The organism is Lysinibacillus sp. FSL R7-0073 (genome assembly GCF_038009065.1).
Taxonomy (GTDB): Bacteria; Bacillota; Bacilli; order Bacillales_A; family Planococcaceae; genus Lysinibacillus; species Lysinibacillus fusiformis.
Genome location: NZ_JBBPAS010000001.1, coordinates 3,157,128 through 3,178,283, shown reverse-complemented (window position 1 = coordinate 3,178,283; position 21,156 = coordinate 3,157,128). Strand labels below are relative to the sequence as shown.

Annotated in this window: 21 protein-coding genes; 16 read left to right on the top strand and 5 right to left on the bottom strand. The window is 37.4% G+C overall.

The features are described from left to right. The first annotated feature begins 54 nt into the window (after positions 1 to 54). The 3 genes from MKY88_RS15795 to recO all read left to right on the top strand — a co-directional run bounded on the left by MKY88_RS15795 (position 55) and on the right by recO (position 2,315). The gene (locus tag MKY88_RS15795; RefSeq protein WP_340814110.1) at positions 55 to 468 is read left to right on the top strand and encodes a cytidine deaminase; all 414 of its coding nucleotides are present in this window, start codon (positions 55 to 57) and stop codon (positions 466 to 468) included. After that, the gene (era, locus tag MKY88_RS15790; RefSeq protein ID WP_025114286.1) at positions 455 to 1,372 is read left to right on the top strand and encodes a GTPase Era; all 918 of its coding nucleotides are present in this window, start codon (positions 455 to 457) and stop codon (positions 1,370 to 1,372) included. Before MKY88_RS15795 ends, era begins: the two co-directional genes overlap by 14 nt. 154 nt (positions 1,373 to 1,526) lie before the next feature. Further along, positions 1,527 to 2,315, top strand: a complete 789-nt coding sequence (gene recO, locus MKY88_RS15785) for a DNA repair protein RecO (RefSeq protein ID WP_008178475.1) — start codon at positions 1,527 to 1,529, stop codon at positions 2,313 to 2,315. Between the two features lie 180 nt (positions 2,316 to 2,495). Here the strand turns inward: recO and MKY88_RS15780 are convergent, their stop codons facing one another. Continuing rightward, positions 2,496 to 2,627: a hypothetical protein gene (locus MKY88_RS15780; RefSeq protein WP_340814108.1), complete on the bottom strand. Its 132-nt coding sequence runs from the start codon at positions 2,625 to 2,627 to the stop codon at positions 2,496 to 2,498. Between the two features lie 673 nt (positions 2,628 to 3,300). On the opposite strand from MKY88_RS15780, the gene MKY88_RS15775 reads away from it, so the two are divergent. Beyond that, positions 3,301 to 5,019 (top strand): HD-GYP domain-containing protein, encoded by a 1,719-nt coding sequence (locus MKY88_RS15775; protein ID WP_193832600.1) that lies wholly within the window; start codon positions 3,301 to 3,303, stop codon positions 5,017 to 5,019. Between the two features lie 49 nt (positions 5,020 to 5,068). Here the strand turns inward: MKY88_RS15775 and MKY88_RS15770 are convergent, their stop codons facing one another. Together MKY88_RS15770 and MKY88_RS15765 are read right to left on the bottom strand one after the other, a co-directional pair. Continuing rightward, positions 5,069 to 6,454 carry a glycine--tRNA ligase gene (locus MKY88_RS15770; RefSeq protein ID WP_193832599.1) on the bottom strand — a complete coding sequence of 462 codons (1,386 nt, stop codon included), beginning with the start codon at positions 6,452 to 6,454 and terminating at the stop codon, positions 5,069 to 5,071. Between the two features lie 546 nt (positions 6,455 to 7,000). Continuing rightward, positions 7,001 to 9,124: a serine hydrolase domain-containing protein gene (locus MKY88_RS15765; protein WP_340814105.1), complete on the bottom strand. Its 2,124-nt coding sequence runs from the start codon at positions 9,122 to 9,124 to the stop codon at positions 7,001 to 7,003. 741 nt (positions 9,125 to 9,865) lie between these two features. On the opposite strand from MKY88_RS15765, the gene MKY88_RS15760 reads away from it, so the two are divergent. From MKY88_RS15760 to MKY88_RS15710, 11 genes are all read left to right on the top strand, one after another. Further along, complete coding sequence (locus MKY88_RS15760; protein WP_008178461.1) at positions 9,866 to 10,498, top strand: helix-turn-helix transcriptional regulator; 633 nt, start codon at positions 9,866 to 9,868, stop codon at positions 10,496 to 10,498. 17 nt (positions 10,499 to 10,515) lie between these two features. After that, a complete protein-coding gene (locus tag MKY88_RS15755; RefSeq protein WP_008178459.1) occupies positions 10,516 to 11,328 on the top strand; it encodes a pyruvate, water dikinase regulatory protein in 813 nt (270 codons plus the stop codon). Positions 11,329 to 11,543: 215 nt separating this feature from the next. Further along, positions 11,544 to 13,370, top strand: a complete 1,827-nt coding sequence (gene dnaG, locus MKY88_RS15750) for a DNA primase (protein ID WP_328201002.1) — start codon at positions 11,544 to 11,546, stop codon at positions 13,368 to 13,370. A gap of 32 nt (positions 13,371 to 13,402) precedes the next feature. Then, a complete protein-coding gene (gene rpoD, locus MKY88_RS15745) occupies positions 13,403 to 14,530 on the top strand; it encodes an RNA polymerase sigma factor RpoD (RefSeq protein WP_004227165.1) in 1,128 nt (375 codons plus the stop codon). Between the two features lie 232 nt (positions 14,531 to 14,762). After that, positions 14,763 to 15,329 carry a hypothetical protein gene (locus MKY88_RS15740; protein ID WP_025115975.1) on the top strand — a complete coding sequence of 189 codons (567 nt, stop codon included), beginning with the start codon at positions 14,763 to 14,765 and terminating at the stop codon, positions 15,327 to 15,329. 303 nt (positions 15,330 to 15,632) lie between these two features. Then, complete coding sequence (gene cccA, locus MKY88_RS15735; protein WP_008178451.1) at positions 15,633 to 15,992, top strand: cytochrome c550; 360 nt, start codon at positions 15,633 to 15,635, stop codon at positions 15,990 to 15,992. A gap of 164 nt (positions 15,993 to 16,156) precedes the next feature. Beyond that, the gene (locus MKY88_RS15730; RefSeq protein WP_193832596.1) at positions 16,157 to 16,849 is read left to right on the top strand and encodes a tRNA (adenine(22)-N(1))-methyltransferase; all 693 of its coding nucleotides are present in this window, start codon (positions 16,157 to 16,159) and stop codon (positions 16,847 to 16,849) included. 1 nt (position 16,850) lies between these two features. Beyond that, entirely contained in the window at positions 16,851 to 17,972 is a 1,122-nt protein-coding gene (locus tag MKY88_RS15725; protein ID WP_193832595.1) for a Nif3-like dinuclear metal center hexameric protein, read from the top strand. A gap of 15 nt (positions 17,973 to 17,987) precedes the next feature. Beyond that, positions 17,988 to 18,212 (top strand): hypothetical protein, encoded by a 225-nt coding sequence (locus MKY88_RS15720; protein WP_193832594.1) that lies wholly within the window; start codon positions 17,988 to 17,990, stop codon positions 18,210 to 18,212. A gap of 108 nt (positions 18,213 to 18,320) precedes the next feature. Continuing rightward, positions 18,321 to 18,569 (top strand): DUF2164 domain-containing protein, encoded by a 249-nt coding sequence (locus tag MKY88_RS15715; protein WP_025115979.1) that lies wholly within the window; start codon positions 18,321 to 18,323, stop codon positions 18,567 to 18,569. A 221-nt stretch (positions 18,570 to 18,790) separates the two neighbouring features. After that, a complete protein-coding gene (locus MKY88_RS15710) occupies positions 18,791 to 19,330 on the top strand; it encodes an NADPH-dependent FMN reductase (protein ID WP_085961723.1) in 540 nt (179 codons plus the stop codon). 121 nt (positions 19,331 to 19,451) lie between these two features. On the opposite strand, the gene MKY88_RS15705 is transcribed toward MKY88_RS15710, so the two are convergent. Then, complete coding sequence (locus MKY88_RS15705; RefSeq protein WP_258268922.1) at positions 19,452 to 19,631, bottom strand: hypothetical protein; 180 nt, start codon at positions 19,629 to 19,631, stop codon at positions 19,452 to 19,454. Between the two features lie 230 nt (positions 19,632 to 19,861). Here MKY88_RS15705 and MKY88_RS15700 point away from each other — a divergent pair, with 230 nt between their 5' ends. Next, positions 19,862 to 20,485 (top strand): hypothetical protein, encoded by a 624-nt coding sequence (locus tag MKY88_RS15700; protein WP_340814100.1) that lies wholly within the window; start codon positions 19,862 to 19,864, stop codon positions 20,483 to 20,485. An 80-nt stretch (positions 20,486 to 20,565) separates the two neighbouring features. Here the strand turns inward: MKY88_RS15700 and MKY88_RS15695 are convergent, their stop codons facing one another. Next, a complete protein-coding gene (locus MKY88_RS15695; RefSeq protein WP_069482009.1) occupies positions 20,566 to 21,102 on the bottom strand; it encodes a tubby C-terminal domain-like protein in 537 nt (178 codons plus the stop codon). Positions 21,103 to 21,156: the final 54 nt, after the last annotated feature.

Sequence of the window (21,156 nt, the reverse complement as noted above, 5' to 3'; positions counted from 1 at the left end):
ATCTGATATGAAAAATAAACTGTATTATACTAACGTGAGGGAGAAATATTATAGATGACAATTGATATGCATGCATTACTAGAGGAATCTAAAAAAGCGCGTGAAAAAGCATATGTTCCATACTCAAAATTTAAAGTAGGAGCAGCTCTTTTAACGAAGGCCGGAGAAGTTATTCACGGTTGTAATATTGAAAATGCAGGCTATAGTATGACGAATTGTGCTGAGCGTACAGCATTTTTTAAGGCTGTGTCAGAAGGTACTTATGAATTCGAGGCTATTGCCATTGTTGCGGATACAGAAGGCCCATGCGCCCCATGTGGAGCATGTCGTCAGGTGATGATGGAATTTTGTGCACCGACGATGCCTGTTTATTTAACGAATTTAAAAGGTGATGTTACGGTAACGACAGTGGGCGAATTATTACCGTTTGCATTTACAACGGAGGATTTAGAGAATGCTGGAAACTAGAAGTGGCTATAAGTCAGGCTTTATCTCTATTATTGGTCGCCCTAATGTTGGCAAATCGACATTTTTGAATCGTGTCATTGGCCAGAAAATTGCGATCATGAGTGATAAACCGCAAACAACAAGAAATAAAGTACAAGGTGTACTGACATCAACTGATAGCCAAATGATTTTTATTGATACGCCAGGTATCCATAAGCCAAAACATAAACTTGGTGATTTTATGTTAAAAGTTGCCAAAAATACATTGCGTGAAGTGGATGTGATTTTGTTCATGGTTAATGCTGAGCAGAAGCTTGGCAAAGGCGATGAGTTTATTCTAGAAATGTTGGCGGGAAATTCGACGCCAGTATTCCTTGTTATTAATAAAATTGATCAGATTCATCCAGATGAGTTACTTGGAATTATAGAGAGCTATAAGGAGCGCTATGAATTTGCTGAAATTATTCCTATTTCAGCGTTACAAGGCAATAACGTAGAAAGCTTACTGGACACATTGTCGAAGTATTTACCAGAGGGGCCACAATATTACCCAGCCGACCAAGTAACGGATCATCCAGAGCGTTTCATCATTTCTGAGCTTATTCGTGAAAAAGTGTTACATTTAACACGCGAAGAAATTCCACATTCCATTGCGGTTGTTATTGATAAAATCCGTAGAGATGAGGAAAACAATGATAAAATTCATGTCTCAGCCACTATAATGGTTGAACGTGATTCACAAAAAGGTATTGTCATTGGTAAACGTGGTGCCCTATTAAAAGAAGTAGGGACACGTGCACGAAAGGATATCGAAATGCTATTAGGTTCTAAAGTCTATTTAGAACTATGGGTAAAAGTCCAAAAAGATTGGCGTAATAAATCAACACATTTACGTGATTTCGGTTTCCGAGATGATGAGTATTAATATGCTTTTCTGGCTAGGGTAACACCGTCAAAAAACTAAGGTCTACAGCATTGGCGGTGTGAATGCCCTCTGTCATATAGTTTTACTTTGAGCTGTCCAAAATATTTTGGAGAGCTCTATTTTCATGGACAGTTTATAGGAAAGGAGGGGGACTATGCTTCATAAATGGGAAGGAATTGTTTTAAAAGTACGTGCTTATGGCGAATCGAATAAAATTGTTACGTTGCTTACACGAGAGGCAGGGAAGGTAGCAACCATGGCAAGAGGTGCTAAAAAGCCTTCTAGTAGATTAGCGTCGGTCACACAACCTTTTACATATGGCATGTTTATGGTACAACACCATACTGGTATGGGGACATTACAACAAGGGGAGCATTTGAATTCAATGCGTCATATTCGTGAGGATATTATGGCCACTGCCTATGCTAGCTATATTATGGAACTTGTGGAGAGGGTCGTAGAAGAAGGAAAACCAGAGCCTTTCGCCTTTGATGTCCTGCTGCAAGCACTTCAAGCGATAGAGGATGGCTATGATCCTGAATCCATCACACTCTTTGCTGAATGGAAGATGCTACCCTACACAGGAGTCCAACCTATATTACACGCATGTGCCGCATGCGGTGCTGTAGATGGGGAATTTGCTTTTTCATTTGCACAGGGCGGGTTTTTATGCCACCGCTGTTATCAGCATGATCCCTATATTATTCGCCTAACGCCGACACAGCTTAAGCTTATTCGTATGTTCTATACAGTTCCCATCGATCAAATCGGGAAAATTGAATTAAAAAAGGAAACGAAATATTTTATAAAAAAAATTATAACTACAATCTATGAAGAACAAACCGGAATTCGTTTTAAGACGAGAAAGTTCATCGAGCAGCTAGAGAGAACCCCTGAATTACAAATACGCACTGTGAACGAAGAAAAGCCAGAAGAACCTTAACATTCCTCTGGCTTTTTATAGGATCTACAACTTCCCATTTAAATTTCTTACATATATTAAATAAAAGATATTTATAAAGTCCTCTTAATTATCTGAAAATCCAGTTATCACTAATTTACCTCCTCCTTCTTCAGTTAGGGGATTAATTGTGATAGCCTCCGACATAACCTCATCTCCATCCTATATGAGTAAATCCTCTGCAGGAATATGACCATAAACGGCCATCGTATATTCCTGTTTAAATTGACTTGCAAAAACAAAATGTTGCTGCGCTGATGCCATTCCTAGTTGAAATAAACGCTGAGACTTCAACCATATACTCCGAGAATAGTAGTATGAAAAATTTTATAGTACTCTCAATGATTCGTTATTTAATAGCTAATACGAATTATAACACCTAATTTATACTAAAATTTTGGTACCACGAATAGAGGGAGTTATAACCTTTAAATTATGTAATTGGTCATAAATCATCAAAATATTGAACCAGGGGTTCCTATTAAGTTGTGCTGTAAATGAATAAAATTTCAATTTTTACAAACTAATTTTTTTACATAAATTTAGTTTTTTTTAATAATTTTTAAATTTATAAACTAAGTTTATGAGTCTATATAACTCAATGTTTCGCTTTAACGTTTATATAAGAATAAGTTACTGTGAGAATAGTCTTGTGTTTTTGTGTAGTTTTCAATATATAAATAGTAGAAACTAATCACTCGAGTCCCATATACTAGTTGAAAAGGTATTTTAACCTATGATATTGTAATTGATATAGATATTCTTATTTATGTTTTTTTAATATAATTTAGTCGTTTAATCCCCTGTCGAAATAAATGTACTTAATATAGATCTGACATGCCTATGAAATAGAAAACAAGCCTCTATCAGCAAAGCGTATTTTTATACGTTTATCAGAATAACGCAGTCCTATGGAAGAAGGAGGGAGTCACATAGTGCTTAGTACATTGCGTATGTGGCAGAAAATATGCTACGAAAAGTAACCTTAAGTATTCGTGAAGTTGAAGCAGATGATATTTTAGCGGAAGATATCTTTTCGGATTATCGTTTATTAGCTAAAAAGGATTTAGTTTTAACGGAACGAATTATTGCTTTACTTAAACTTCGAAAAGTGGATGAATTATCTGTCTATCTGCCATCGGATTCGGTACGGATTGTCCATGATTTAAGTGCTCAGCGAACGAGAGAATACGAAGATTTATTTTCACCACTAATGGAGGAAAAAGATCCAATCGATGACTATAAAGAAACCGTTCATCAACTTTTTATGACAACACTAGAGAATGTTGTCCATGAATTGCGTTATGGTCAAATTTTAAAAAGCATACAAGATACCGCTTATGTTCGCGGTGTTTTTGAAAAAACTTTAGAAGAAAAACATCGCTATGAGTTACTTATGCGTTTAAAGGAATGGGATGAGTATTCTTTTGTTCATTCATTTGATGTATTTGTATTAGGAACCATTTTTGCTCGTTATTTGGGGTTAACAGATATCGAAACATTAGCAAGAGGTTATTTGTTCCATGATATTGGGAAGGTCTTTATCCCCCAAGAAATATTAAATTTAAAGCGTAAACTCTCAGAAGATGAGTTTGAAATTGTTAAAACACATACAACAAAGGGTTATGAGCTTCTTCTCGAAAATAACGAGAAAGATATCGCCTATTTAGCGCGAGATCATCATGAACGCTTTGCTGGGAAAGGCTATCCCAATCAGCTTTGTGCGGATGATATGAGTGAAGGGGTACAGTTGCTACAAATTATTGATGTGTATTCTGCGATGACGTCTAAGCGAGTCTATCACGATGGTTATGGAGCAACGGATGCGTTAGCTGTTTTATACAAGGACCGACATTTATATAACGAAAAATTTATGCATAAATTTGTAGAATGTTTAGGCATCTACCCCGTTAACTCTGTTGTGATGCTATCAGATAATCGTAGTGCACAAGTCGAGCTTGTTTATGATTTATTTCCTACATTGCCCAAGGTAAAATTACTAGATGAGCAAACATCAATGAACCTGCCCTTGAATTATAGTGTTAAAATAGCCAAAATGATTGATTATCGTGCAAATAGCTTTGAAGAGATTTTTAACCTATTCGTAGAGCAATTAATCAGATGTGACGAAAATGGTCTAAGAATGCATTTTAGTAAATTAATTGATCATTTACACCCTAAAGAAATTGTCCTAAAAATATTCTTACCAGCTTTTCGCATTTTACGTCTGTTAACGAGAGAAATACAAACGGATATGACGAAATATAGAAATTCTATTACTATTTTAAAGAAGTTATTAGAAGAACAATTAAACGTTTTGTATATGGACTATCAGCATGAAAAAACGACCATTCTAGTTGTGGAAACAACCCTTCGTGAAAACTTCTTCATTAAGCTTGTACAAAGTATTCTGTATATTGATAAAATTGTGCCTTTCTTCATAAACCCAGGTGATGATCAACGTATTACACAGCTAATGGGGCATTGTGATGTCAATGTCGCTTATTTTATTGAGGATGAACAAACCGTTGAAAAGCGAGTACGTCCAATGCGAGAAGGAGCCTTTCTCTATTATTCATTAGCTGATATAGAGGAATTACTTGTTAGTTTAATCGGTATGAGTGTGAAAAAGTTTTCATTTGAGGAAAAAATGCAAGAGCGTTTATTTTCAACTTACAAAGCATAAGAAGAGGGAGTTGCCAACAATGGCGACCCCCTCTTTACTATTTTTACTATTAAAATTGAAGATGTTTTTCAATATAGGCTTTAACTTCTGAAATTGGCATACGAACTTGTGTCATAGAATCGCGGTGACGTACTGTCACTTGGCCATCTTCTTTTGAGTCAAAATCGTATGTGATACAGAATGGTGTACCGATTTCATCTTGGCGACGGTAACGTTTACCGATTGATTGGGATTCATCAAAATCAACAGGGAACGCTTTGCGAAGTTCTGCCCAAACGTCCGTAGCTTCATCAGATAATTTTTTAGAAAGAGGTAGAACAGCAGCTTTAAAGGGCGCAATTGCTGGGTGGAAACGTAAAACAGTACGTTTATCGTCACCTTCCAGCTCCTCTTCATCATATGCATCGCATAGGAATGCTAATGTCACACGGTCAGCCCCTAAAGATGGTTCGATACAATAAGGAATATAACGTTCATTTGAAATAGGATCGATATAAGTGAAATCTTCACCTGAATGTTCCATATGTTGTTTCAAATCATAATCTGTACGATCAGCGATACCCCAAAGCTCTCCCCAGCCAAATGGGAATTTAAATTCGATATCTGTTGTTGCGTTAGAATAGTGAGACAGCTCATCATCCTCGTGATCGCGAAGACGCATAGACTCTTCTTTCATGCCTAAGTTTAATAACCAATTTTTACAGAATTCTTTCCAATAAGAGTGCCATTCAAGATCCTCGCCTGGCTTACAGAAGAATTCAAGTTCCATTTGTTCGAATTCACGTGTACGGAAAGTAAAGTTACCTGGTGTAATTTCATTTCGGAAAGATTTACCAACTTGTGCAATACCAAATGGTGTACGTTTACGCATAGAGCGTTGAACATTTTTAAAGTTTACGAAAATACCTTGTGCTGTTTCTGGACGTAAGAAAATCTCGTTCGTAGAAGACTCCGTTACACCCTGGAATGTTTTAAACATTAGGTTGAATTGGCGAATATCTGTGAAATCAGCTTTACCACAATCAGGGCACACTACATCGTATTTAATCATTGTTTCTTTCATTTGGTCGAATGTCATACCATCAACAATGATTTCATCACCTTTTGCTAACGCTGCGTCTTCAATGATTTTATCAGCGCGATGGCGAGCCTTACATGATTTACAGTCGATCATTGGATCATTAAAGTTCCCAACGTGACCAGAAGCGACCCAAGCTTTTGGGTTCATTAAGATGGCAGCATCGATACCAACATTGTGCTCTGATTCCTGAACGAATTTTTGCCACCAAGCTTTTTTAATATTGTTTTTTAATTCAACACCAAGAGGACCGTAATCCCAAGTGTTTGCTAGACCACCGTAGATTTCTGAGCCTGGGAAGACAAAGCCTCGGTGTTTTGCTAATGATACAATTGTTTCCATTGATTTGTTAGCCATAAAATAGCCTCCTTCAAAATTTTTCACCTTTTTTAGCGGTAAAACGCTAAAGCTTTTCATTCAGTGTAGACTAAATGAAAATAGCACCCGTCTCCGGGCACAATGTATGCCCAGGGACGAGTGCTAATACCCGCGGTTCCACCCTGATTGTTTTAAACAAAACGTTTAAAACCTCTTTTCAAAAAGTTAGCTCAAGGAGTGCCTTTTCTCTGTTACTATGTAGACTTTCACCATCTTCTACTCGCTCTTGAATGGAACAGATACTTTTTTCCTATCATCGCCTGTATAACGCAATTTGCTCGAAAATATAAATAGAGCTAGCGTATGTGTCAACATTGTAGCACGTAGTTCTTTGATTCGCAATCATTATTAAACTGTATAGAAAACATATGATGTTCAGATGGCCATAAACAAGTTTTAACGGCCAACAACCTCGTCACATGAGGGGACGGTAAATATTGTTTCGGGCTTTTTTCTAGTCATACAAAAAAGCTGCCCCATAAGTCAATAATGACCAAAGGAACAGCTTTTTAGATTAGCCAACACTTATTTTTTTAATGAAATCTCAAATTTGGAATCTACTTCTCCTGCAAATACTACTATACCGTTTTCTGGTAATAAAACTTCGTTCATACCACTCACCACAGTGTAGTTCACGCAATTACCTGCTTGATCGTATACAGCAAAGGAGCCCTTGGATGGCATTTTAACGGTCATGATTTTTTCTTTTGCATTCATTGGGACTGAAAACCATTTGGCAAGGCCGTCTGCTTGGATCGTTGTCACAGATTGTTTGCCAGGGTAGAGCGGTTTTACAAGCTCCTCATGACCATATAAACCCCCTGCTACTGTGAAATATTCAACTCCATTTTTCTTAAAGAATTCGATTTCCATAGTATCTCGACCAGCCATGCTAGGGATTTGCAGCTGGTTAACTGCTTGGTTTGCTCCAATAATTTTATTAGTTAACAAATAGCCTGGAACATCTTTAATCGTATCTATTGTTACAGTTGGTGCAGAATTAGTGTAGAGCATCGATGAAAATTTCTCATTCATCAAATAATATTTTTTCCCTTCACGTTTCTCCCATACGGCAGCTACGTCTTTCGTTAAGATATTACCTTCGAGCTTTTCAGCTTTATACTCTGAAACGGCTGTTTGGGGAAGACTGGGTACATTTAAATACAAGCTGGACCATAAATAGGTGTGTCCATTTTTCTCCTCTATGAACTTTATCTTTTCTGTACCTTCATTGTTCACAAATGAACCATCTGCTGTATACGAATACGTTTGGACAGGGTTATTAGGGACCGATAGCGTAGATACAGACAATTCACCAAGAGAATTAATTTCTACCTTCATTAACGCACCTGAAATACCACCATAAATACCTACATGCTGCGATAATTCCTGTGGCATTTCTGCCTTAATAGGCACGCCATGAGACTTTTTCGGCTTCAGTTCATGAATAATACCTTTTTCCAGAAGTGAACTAAGCAGAAGTTCATTAGCTAACAATTGATCTATTAAGCTTTGACCTCCTGAAGAGACAACAGCCGCAGCCATGTTGTATTCCGGGAGTACAACTAATGAAGAATGATAAGATAATGTATCTCCACCTTTTGTAAGTGCCTTGATACCATATTCACTGAATGGGAACAAGCGAACACTATCCCAACCTAGCCCGTAAGCAACGAAAGACGGATCGGCTTCCTCAGGCCACATGCCTCTTTTATACTCATCTTGTGCCATAGCTACTACCGATTTACTAGAAAGAATATCCTCGACCTGTCCTGTGAATATTTGTGAGAATTTAACGAGATCTTCAGCTGTGGAGTAAATGCCGCCAGTTCCAATAATGTTTGTATTTTCTGGCGGTAGTTGTCCGTTATAGGTAGGGGAGTAGATACCAGCTAGTTTCAAAGAATCCACAAGGTTCTGCGGTGTTTTCGTATGGTTCATTTCTAGAGGCTCTGTAAAATACTTGTTGATAAATGCGGTGAAGCTCATGCCACTCACTCGCTCTATCAGAATCTCAGCTAACGTAAAACCATCGTTACAGTAAACCGAAAAAGCTCCCGGGTCAACCTTTAAGTTTTGAGTGGCTAAATGCTTTAGCAAAATATCATGGGCATACGCATCGTTATCGTCATATAAAAATGTATTTAGCGACGAAGTTCCTAGCAGGCCGGAGGAATGATTCAGAAGCATACGAGGCGTAATTTGTTTGTAACGGTCGTCTTTCATCTTAAAATCAGGTATATAGTTCACCACAGGCAAATCCAAATCTACCTTACCTTCATCGACAAGCTTCATAACAGCCGCTGTGAGCACCATTTTGCTTGTAGAACCTATACCGTACATTGTATTTGCAGTAAGCGGTCTATTGCCATTTAAATCGTTTTTGCCAGCATGCCCTGAAATGACAATTTCTCCACCATCAATGAGTGCGTATTGCAAACTTGTAGCGCCGTACGTTTCGGTTAGCAGCTTAGCTTTTTCTATGCCTACTTCTCTGGTCGCATCAAATGTAAGACTATCGCTGTTGTTGATGGCAGTTGTGGCCATTGTAGACATGGGGGCTAGTATTGTTAACATGAGGATTAAAAAGATTGACGTTCTTTTTCTACCTGTGCAAGTGACTATCTTCATTTTCATTGCCTTTCTCATTTGAATCTTCTCCTTTCATTAGCTGTTAATGGGGCCTTTTATCGGGCCTTAAGGAAAGCTTATACAACGGAGATGTACTGTCGGTGACGATAGTATGAACAGAGTATGAACAAGTGAAAAAATGTTACAATCGACAATGTGAATTTCGGAAGGGTTTGCTTTCATATCAGCTTAGATGCAAAGTGGAGGAGACTTTTTTCAATGGGTTTAATTTATTCGTTCAAAATACGGCCTTAAGTTTTTTACAAGTATTTTTAATTTTGTATAATGTAGCTCCAATGAACTCTTGCCAAAGTAGCGATAATACCCATATGAACTATTATGGAGAACAAAAAAATACTACAACTTCTCAACAAGAAAGCTTGCATGAGAGCCGTAGTAAACAACAACCGACTACAGGCCTTAAAGCTTTTTGAAAATTAGTTTTGGAACTTCTCTGGAAATACGAATGTTTTTAATATCATGGTCAATGCTGCACGTTTATAAGCGATTTGATTTCAACAAATCGTGTAGCCTTCATGACAAATTACCCTTAATCTAAAATGCACTACACATATCCGCATAACTGATCACAGATTACTGCTATTTTATGCAGTATGTTGTATAATTGAAATACTGCTTTAATTATGCAAAGCATTATTATAACACCTTTTGTATAGAATTAGTGTAATACTTTGCATACCTATCATTCTATAGTATATAATAATTGAGCATAAGTATAACACTATTAGATTTGAGGCGGTGAGTCCAATCGAACTCAATAAACGTCAGGAAAACATTTTACAAATTGTGAAAGAAAACGGCCCTATCACTGGGGAACATATTGCAGAACGTCTCAATCTGACTAGAGCGACTTTAAGACCAGATTTAGCGATCCTTACGATGGCGGGATTTTTAGATGCAAGACCACGAGTTGGTTATTTCTATTCAGGGAAAAAGGCATCCGTTACATTGATGGATAGTATTCACAATTTAAAAGTAAAGGATTTTCATTCAGGCCCTGTAGTTGTCCCAGAAACAATGACGGTTTATGATGCAATTTGCTTTATGTTTTCAGAAGATGTTGGTACACTCTTTGTCGTAGATAAGAATGAGTTTTTGACAGGCGTACTATCTCGCAAAGATTTACTGCGTACAAGTATTGGCACGCAGGATTTAAATAAAATTCCTGTACATATAATTATGACACGTATGCCTAATATTTCGTACTGTGAAAGATCAGATTCTTTGGTTGTTGCTGCGAACAAGCTCATTGAACGAGAAGTTGATTCGCTACCAGTAGTCGAACCACAAGAGGGTGGTTTGACAATTATAGGCCGTCTTACAAAAACAACGATTACACGAGCTTTCTTATCTCTTGCGCAAAATGACTAAATTTGAAGGAGAGCTGCATGAAAAGACTACGCGTATTTGTTGTATCTGACTCTGTTGGGGAAACTGGCGACCAAGTTGCGAAAGCAGTAATTAGCCAGTTTCGACCCGGTCTAGAGAATACTGTTATCCGACGATTTCCACATATTCAATCGGAGGAGCTTATTCGTAAGATTGTTTTCCTTGCAGCACAACAACAAGCATTTATTGTTTACACACTTGTTCGTCAAGAAATGCGAAAGTTATTACGTGATTTATGTGAACAGGAAAAGATACATGCAGTCGATATAATAGGTCCTGCATTACAATCAATGGCAACCTTTATGGAAGAAAATCCATTGGAGACACCTGGAATTGTTCATATGCTTGACGATGATTATTTTAAAAAAATTGAAGCCATTGAATTTGCAGTTAAATATGATGATGGTCGTGATCCCCGTGGATTATTACAAGCTGATATCGTGTTGGTAGGCGTATCCCGAACGTCTAAAACACCCCTTTCACAATATTTAGCACATAAAAAGTATAAGGTGGCGAATGTCCCTTTAGTTCCTGAAGTAGAACCACCTGAAGAGCTATTACAGTTAGACCCTAAAAAATGTTTTGGCTTAATCATCTCTCCTGAGAAGTTAAATTCTATAAGGAAGGAAAGATTAATGTCTCTCGGATTAAATGATGATGCCATTTATGCGCAACATAATCGTATTTTAGAAGAGATTCAACATTTTGAAAAAATTGTCGGCAAAATAGGCTGTCGAGTAATAGATGTGACCAATAAAGCTGTGGAAGAGACAGCAAATACTATCATAGAACATATTTTGACTTGCAAATAAATTATACAAAAATAAACCACCTCGGTGATAGAGGCGGTTTTTTTGAGTGGATTTTGAAATTAGTATAGATAAAAACTAATTTTTGTTTTATAATAATAAAATTGTGGTAAAAATATTTATAAGAGAAAAATCCTAATTTTTTGTCGAGAAATAAAGGAATTTTAAAACGAATAGCGAATTGTGTTTCTAGAACGTAATTATTAAAGATGGTGATGATGGATTTGGCAGGGAAGATTCCAGAGGAAGTAATTGAACAGATTCGTACACAATCGGATATCGTTGATGTTATTAGTGAATACATGCAGCTGACCAAGCGTGGGCGAAATTGGTTTGGCCTCTGTCCTTTTCATGGAGAACAAACACCGTCTTTCTCTGTATCAACGGACAAGCAAATATTCCATTGCTTTGGATGTGGTGCAGGGGGAAATGCCATTACTTTTGTAATGGACATTGAAGGCATATCTTTTCCTGATGCAGTTGTGAAACTTGGAGAACGAGCTGGCATACATTTAAATGTTGAGCCAAGTTTTCCTGGGGGAGCAAAAAAGATTTCTAAAGCGGAAGAAAGGATGAAAGAAGCACACGCTTTTACAGCAGATTTTTTCCACCATCTACTGTTAAATACAGAAGATGGCGAAGAACCTTTAAATTATTTGCTAGAAAGAGGATTTACAAGGGAGCTTATAGAATCTAATAACATCGGTTGGTCTCTCCCAAGCTTTGACGCACTAACAATATTGCTTGAAAGAAAAGGTTATAACTTACAAGAGATGGCGGAAAGTGGGTTAATTATTAAGCGAGAGGGAGAAGAACGTTATTTTGATCGTTTTAGAGGAAGGATCATGTTCCCGATTCGAGATGAGAATGGTAAAATTATTGCCTTCTCAGGACGAATACTTTCATCAACGGGTGAGGAAGCGAAATATTTAAATAGTCCAGAATCACCAATATTTCAGAAAAGTGAAGTGCTCTATAACCTAGATAAAGCACGAACTTCTATCAGAAAAAATCGTCAAGTAGTATTGATGGAAGGTTTTATGGATGTGTTAGCAGCTAACTCTGTAGGTGTTATGAATGCCGTAGCAACAATGGGTACCTCGCTAACAAATCAGCATATCACAAAGCTTAAGCGCTTAGTAGAGCAAATTACGATTTGCTATGATGGTGATAATGCTGGATTTGATGCAGCGAAAAGAGCGGCGCAGCTTTTGCATACGGAGCGCATGAAAGTAGATATTGCTGTGTTACCAGAAAAATTGGACCCTGATGAATATATTCGCACGTTAGGCGGACAAGCATTTAAGGAACAAATTTTGGAAAACCCTCATGCGTATATTGCTTTTATGATGATGCATGCTAGACGAAATAAGAACTTTCAATTTGAAAATGATACGCTTCAATATATACAAGAAGTCCTTGAACAGCTCATAGGTAGATCGTCGCCAGTTGAACGAGATTTGTATATACGACAGCTATCAAATGAAACAAATATCTCGGAAGAAGCCATTTATGCCCAATTCCGAAAACTGGAGGCGAATCAGGTACGTTCTGCAAAAACAGAAATGCCGACACAAACGCCTTCAATGCCAGTCACGCAACAACAAAAGCCTATGGATGCAGCTGAACGTGCCGAACGTTTATTACTGGCTCATATGCTTCATAATATAGATGTAGTGGACAGGGTATTACGGAGTGAGCTAAAAGAGCCATTTGTACGAGATGCTTATATGGCTGTTTTTGTTCGCTTAGTAGGATTTTATGAGGAATATGGTCATCCTGATTATCAACGTTTTATGGAGATTTTGGATGACGCTGAATTACGGAAAATTGTTATGGAAGCGGCTTTAGTCGAGCGAGATCCTGATCAAGCAGAGGCAGAGGTTGTGGACTCAATCCGTCAGCTTCAAAAATATAGAATTGAGCAAGAAATTTATCAAAAGATGCATGAGTCAAAGGAAGCGGAGAAGATGCATGAGTATGCACGTGCACTTGAAATCGCCCAACAGATTATTCATTTAAGAAAATCGTTATCGGCGATTTAACCCGATTCGGTTGTTTAGAAGGAGGAAGGTTTATGGCGGACAAGTCAGAACGTTCAAAAGAGATAGAAGTAGAAATTACATTAGATGATGCAAAAAAATTCCTACAAGAAAAAGCAAAAACAGAGGGTGAAATTTCTATGAAAGAAATTTCAGAGAAACTAACACCTTATGAATTGGAAAATGAAGAAATTTTCCATTTTGCTGAGGATCTTGAAAAGCATAAAGACATTCAAATTATTGGAAAAGAAGAATTTGAAGAAGAAAGTCTAATGAAAGAAGAAGCGAACGAAGAGACTTTCGACTTAAATGATTTGAGTGTACCACCAGGTGTTAAAATCAATGACCCTGTACGTATGTATTTAAAGGAAATCGGTCGAGTTGATTTACTATCTGCAGAGCAAGAAATCGCACTAGCTGAGCGTATTGAGCAAGGTGATGAAGAAGCACGTAAGCGTCTTGCAGAAGCAAACTTACGTCTGGTAGTATCTATCGCTAAACGTTATGTAGGTCGTGGAATGCTATTCCTTGATTTAATTCAAGAGGGGAACATGGGTCTTATTAAGGCCGTTGAGAAATTTGATTACCGTAAAGGGTTTAAATTCTCTACGTACGCTACATGGTGGATTCGTCAGGCTATTACGCGTGCCATTGCAGACCAAGCACGTACAATTCGTATTCCGGTTCATATGGTCGAAACCATTAATAAATTAATACGTGTACAACGTCAACTTTTACAAGATCTTGGCCGAGAACCTTCTCCAGAAGAAATTGGCGAAGAAATGGATTTAACGCCAGAAAAAGTACGCGAAATTTTAAAAATTGCACAAGAACCAGTATCTCTTGAAACACCGATAGGAGAAGAAGATGATTCCCATTTAGGAGACTTTATCGAGGATTCTGAAGCACAATCTCCATCTGACCATGCAGCTTATGAATTGTTAAAAGAACAGCTAGAAGATGTCCTTGATACATTAACAGACCGTGAAGAAAACGTACTTCGTTTACGTTTTGGTTTAGATGATGGTCGTACAAGAACTTTAGAAGAGGTAGGCAAGGTTTTTGGCGTAACCCGTGAACGTATTCGTCAAATTGAAGCGAAGGCTCTAAGAAAATTACGCCACCCTTCTCGTAGTAAACGTCTAAAAGACTTCTTAGAATAATGTAAATAGATGGAGCTATCCTACTAGTGTGAAATTACCTAGTTGGATAGCTCCTTTTTTATACCATTGAAAAGGTAAATAGCCCCGTTATTCCCCAATCTTGTTTCCGCTAATAATAGATAATTAGAATGAAGGGAATGGGAGATTTGCGACTTTATACAGATGTATTTCCGAAAGGTGTGAGATAAAATTGTAATGCAACCATTATTAAGCAATGTTTGGAGTTAACATTATGACGAATCCCCGGAAAAAAATTATTCTAAATGAAATTTTGTTTTGGAAGCAAAATAAGCTATTACCAGAGCACTATTGTGACTTTTTAGCAGCTCTTTATACAGAGGGGGCTGATATAGAGGAGTTAGAACCGGTTCAAGATCCTAAACAAGCAATCTTGCCATCTGAAAAAAGAAAGATGCTACTTTTGGTAGCAAGTCTATGTATCGCTATAATAGCTGTTTTGGCTATCTATTTTACAATAAAATCATTAACACTGATTTTAACCGTTGTCGTAGGTATAGGTGCATGCATATTATTTATCGCTGCGTTTCAAATGGCTCAAAAAAAACATCTATTAGCTCCTATATTTCATTTACTTGCCGCCATCCTATTATTTAGTATATCTATCCGTGTGTGCACTACATATTTTAGTGGAGATAATATCGTTTTGTTTTGCTTGATTGCAGCCAATTGTCTTATTTGGCTTTGGTCAGGTATTAAAATGAAGCTACTCTATTTCACAGTCTCTGGTGTTTTAGGATTACTAGCACTGATTGGCTATTATATCATAAACTTATTGTAATTTTTTGACCCTTATCAATGATCTGCACACTTTATTTCATGTGTGCGGATTTTTTTATTTTTTTGGTATATGAATGTATGCAAAGGGTATGATAACAGTATGAAAAAAAGTTGTGAAATTGACCAAAATTTGGTTTGGCAAGACATATTCTATCCAATAGATACAGAAATGTCGAATTTGTTACAAACAAAGGAAAACTTAGCGAATAGGGCTTTTCGTTTCTTTGTTAATGAAGTACAATATTAGATGTTGACTGATTCTATATTATAATAGAAGTAGACTTAAAATGAGGAGGGGAAACTTATGAAAAACAATCCAGTCGTTCCTTACATCTTAATTCTGGCATTTGGTATTGGTCTTATTTTCTTCATGTCTTTACAAGGTGCAGATAACAAGAAAGAAATTGCTGCTGAACATGAGGGCGGTGGCGAAACTACTGAAACTACAGACGCAAATGATGATGGTGCAGCACTAGTACAATCTTGTATCGGTTGTCACGGTGGTGATTTAACTGGTAGTATGGGTCCAAACCTACATGGCTTAGATGAAGCCCATATCGTTGAAGTTTTAACAAAGGGTATCGAAGGTACTCCAATGCAACCAAACATGAAAACTGAAGCAGAAGCAAAAGCTATTGCTGAATACATTTCTACTTTAGAATAGTATGACTGACAAGTAGCTGTACTGAAATAGTACAGCTACTTTTTAAATGTAAAGAATCATGAAATGGGGTTGTCCACATGAATACTGTGAGACAACTCCATTTGTTTTTTTTCACGACATCATCCATACTAGTAATGGACTCTATTTAAGGTAGGCGGTATAAAATGAACGCACAAAAACTTTCAAAGCGATTAGAAACAGTAGCAAAATTTGTTCCCACAGGAGCGGTAGTAGCGGATATAGGTAGTGACCATGCCTATCTGCCTTGCTATTTAATTCATCAAGGAGTAGCTTCTTCAGCGATAGCAGGGGAAGTAGTAGCAGGCCCCTATGAATCAGCAGTGGGACAAGTACAAAAAGAAGGATTAAACAAAGAAATTACGGTACGTCTAGCAGATGGATTAGCAGCAATAGAATTAACTGACCATGTCGATACAGTAACGATCGCTGGAATGGGCGGTCCATTAATTGTCTCTATTTTAGAGAAGCATCCTGAAAAGCTGCAAGGTGTCACACGTCTCATTTTACAACCTAATATTCATGCCAAGGTAATCCGTGAGTGGGCTTTAGCACATAATTGGGCTATTCTCGATGAAGAAATTTTAGAGGAAGATGATAAAATCTATGAAATTCTTGTGTTGCAAAGAGCACAAATGGAGCTTTCGCCAGCAGAGATTTTATTTGGTCCTAAATTAAGCACACGTAAAGCACCAGCATTTATAAAAAAATGGACGCGTGAAAAAGAAAATTGGCAACGTGTGTTACAATCCATAAAAGATGCAGAACAAACACCTGAAATTGAAGAAAAACGTGCAGAGTTATTGGCTCTTATTCAATTAGTAGAAGGAGTTTTGTAAAATGAAGACGGTAAATGGTCAAGAAATTATTCAAGTATTCGAATCATGGTCGCCTAAAAAACTGGCTTGCATGGAGAATGATCCAATCGGTTTAGCGATTGGTACACTCAATAAACCTGTTAGCAAAGTATTAGTCACTTTAGATGTCAATGAAGCTGTTGCGAATGAGGCCATTGAAAAAGGATGTGAGCTGATCATTGCACATCATCCTCCTATTTTTAGACGTCTAGCGAATATTCGTACAGACCATCCAGCAGGGCGATTATATGAAAAACTCATTAAACATGATATCGCTGTTTATGCGGCGCATACAAATTTAGATGTAGCTGAAGGTGGAGTCAATGATTTACTAGCAGATGCGCTTCAGCTACAGGACCGTACGATACTAGAAGAAACTTACTCAGAACATCTTTTAAAGCTTGCTGTTTTTATCCCTTCTGCAAATGCTGAAGATTTACGCGAGATGCTAGCCAAGGCTGGAGCAGGGCGCATTGGAGAATATGAAGCATGTAGTTATACAACTGCTGGAGAAGGACGGTTCCGCGCGTTAGCAGGTGCAAATCCATTTGTTGGCTCTATTGGTGAATTACATGTTGAAGAAGAAGTAAAGGTAGAAGTCGTATTTCCTGAATCCATGAAAACCCGTGTTTTAAAGGCAATGTTTACTAGTCATCCGTATGAAGAGCCAGCCTATGATGTAATTCGTCTTGAACAGCAAACGAACAGAATGGGATTAGGGCGTGTAGGTCACTTAGCAAAGGAAATGACCTTACAACAATTCGCAGAGTTCGTGAAGGAGCAGTTACAGGTTCCAGCGGTTCGTGTCGTAGGTGATTTACAGTCTATGATTAAAAAGGTTGCGCTTGTGGGTGGAGATGGTAATAAGTATATTTATGCAGCGAAACGTGCAGGAGCAGATGTTTTTTTAACGGGTGATATGTACTTCCATACAGCACAGGATGCTCAAGCGATGGATCTGCAAATTGTAGACCCAGGTCATCATGTAGAAAAAGTGATGATTGCAGGGGTGGCGGAGAAAATGACGAAGCTATGTGCGGATAAAAAATATGTAGTTGAATTTGTACAATCAACTATCCATACAGAACCATTTTTATTTGTTTAAGCGAGGGGAATAGATGTGGCTAATGAAAGACCTACTGGCAATAAGGCTGGTAAACTGTGGATTATAATCGGTTTATTCATCGCTGTTTTTGGTATAGGGATGACGGTTATGACGAATATGATGAATGAAAAGAAAATTGATGCCATGACCGTACAATGTGAAGAAGATGGCGGTCAAGCCATCATATCAAAGGAAAAAAACTTCCTTTCCACGAGTTATTCATTTGAATGTAAACAATAATAAAAGGATGAACATTACTAGGTAGTGTTCATCCTTTTTGTATGCCAAGAATGTAGGATAATGATAAAATGAGCATGAAATCTATTAGCAGAAATGGAGAGATATAACTTGTTTATTCGTTTAACTAAAGAACAGCAAGAAATGATAGTAGCTGATATTCAGCGATTTTTCTACACGCATCGTGATGAAGACATTAGTGAATTTGAAGCAGAGCGTGTGTTAGATTTTATCAAGGAAAATATCGCCCCATATATTTATAATGCAGCAGTTTCAGACGCAAAATATGTAGTGGAAAGACAGTTTAGCTCCATGGAAGAGGAATTAGAGGCGTTGGAACAGCCCATTAAATTAAAGTAATGAATGAGTTCAAAAGTCTCGAATTTAAATAATTGACAGAAAATAAATAAATATGGTAATTTAATCTTGAATTAAAGATTGTTTAATTCGAAATATTCAAAGCGACTACATAGAGGCCATGAATAAAGCTGTTTGTATCTGACCAAAATGGTATGAGTGTTGTTCGCGTACATGGAATGACAATGATTTCACAAAATGAATGGGAAAACGAGGAGGGTCATATGTTAAAAATCGGTATTATTTTAGGAAGTACGCGAGAAGGTCGGGTTAGCCCACAAGTTGGAGCGTGGGTAAAGGAAGTTGCAGAAAAACGCCGTGATGCGGAATATGAAATAATTGATATCGCTGATTTTAAATTACCGTTTCTTGGAGAACCAGGAGGAGATACTTCTGGAGTAGCGACATGGTCAGAGAAAGTAGCTGCATGTGACGGCTTTGTCTTTATTGTAGCAGAGTATAACCATTCAATCACAGGTGCACTAAAAAATGCATTAGACTTTTTACGAGTAGAATGGAACAATAAAGCTGCGGGTATCGTTTCCTATGGTTCAGTTGGAGGAGCACGTGCTGCGGAGCATTTACGAGGGATTCTTGGAGAATTACTAGTTGCCGATGTTCGAGTTCATCCAGCTTTATCATTATTTACTGATTTTGAAAACGGCTCGGTCTTTAAGCCAAAAGAAGTGCAGGCAGATTCAGTTCATCAAATGTTAGATCAGCTTATTCCTTGGTCAACAGCTTTAAAAACAATTCGATCTTAATTTTGTGGCAATAGGCACATTAAATGCGCTTATGGTCTTTATTAAAAGCAAACATATAGACAGCCGCTTTCAGCTATATTAACAGCATGGAAGCGGTTGTTTTTTGTTGGAATCATTCCCATTAATGTTCGATTTCTTCAATAACTTTTTCTTTCAAATCTGCATCCATAGAGGATAGTTTGACCGTATTTGAAAGTCGTTCCTTTAATTCCTTATCCGTCAAAATTCCACGCTCTTTTAGAATTTGTACGAGTAGATCCAAGGTCATAATATTTTTAATTTCTGCTGCGTTTGCATCCATTTAAAACCCTCCAAAAATATAGAATTACTACCTCTTTAGTGTACTCCTTTTTAAAAATCATGACACAGAAAGGACAAAACATAGCAAATTTATTTCGTGTTCCGGAATATGTGAGGGAAATTAAGCAATGCCAGTAATGGTCTATTTCATAGTAGCGATAAAACAGTGATAGAAAACGGTGAATATTGTATTTGCAGAGCTCATACCTTCCTAACAGGGGGGATTTCATTGTGAAACGGATAGGAGTCGTTACAGGATTAATGCTGGTCATTATCGCAATCATCATCCTGTTTAATAAATATGTAGATGGTAAGCCTTTAGAAGCCACTATCGAGAAAGGGCCAATAATTACGAAAGAAGAGTTGAGTTTATCACTATTGAAAGATAAGCTCCTTGAGAAATACGTCGGTATTGATGTTAAAACAACTGCGGAAAAGAAATTGGTCATCCAAATTGTAGGGGGAGAAGAGTATGTTCAGTCGGTTAAAACAGACATGGAAGCTATTGCTAAAAGTGCTATAAAAACTTCTGCCTTAAAGGATTATCCGATTGTTTTTGAAAGATGGGAATTTACATCATTGCTCGATGGTAATAAAGCGATGGGTAATGATATTAATCTATTAATTGAAGATTTAATTAAAGGGTTACAATCTTTTGATGTATACGAATACTTAATACTGGAGAATCGAACAACCATTACGATTCAAACAACTATAAAAGGTGACAATGCGGAGGCACTTCAACTAGCGACTAAGATGGAAGGCGCAGTAAAAAAAATTGTCCAAATGAATGTGAATCAAAGTGATGCCTATGTCATTCATATATTAAATGGGGAGCGAGAAAAAATAAATTGAAAAAGCATCGAGACTTTAAATCTTGATGCCTTCTTTTTTGCTATGTAATTTCTTAATGTGAAACTTAATTAATAACGCATTTACTTACTCATGGCAAATAAAGCTTGATAGAGTGTTGCGAGGAGTGCAACAAAGTGCATGTCGTCAGATTGGAAAAGTTTAAACATTAGTCCGGTCCGTATGAGCTCGGTCTCTATCGGGCTTGCGCTGGCAATTTTCTCTTCATTACAATATAAATAGGCGGTAGCAGTAAAATCCTTCTCAAAACGAAATGCCAAATTGTCCATTGTAAAGGTGTACGAGGATTCTAATAATTGAACTGTTTTTCGGACAATCGGTATGGTGCTACCATCTGGCATAATGAGCTGATGACTAACCCCTTTTGTTAACAGAGTAGATTGTACTTGAAAAAGGGGGGCACCTAATGTTGTTCGTGTTTCATAACGATAGGGTAAAGTTTGCTGTGTCGCAACTAATAATACGGCATTTAAAACTTTACCAGTAGAAGAACGCTCTACTTTTTGAAGCACACACACTGTTTCGTTGTTTTCATTCGTAATAGGAATATCAGAAAAGCTTTTAAAGGCCTTTGGATAGTTAAGTGTAAATGTTGCCATAAAGAAACCTCCATTCATTATGTATACGAGTATGTCATCCAGGAGGTTTCACAA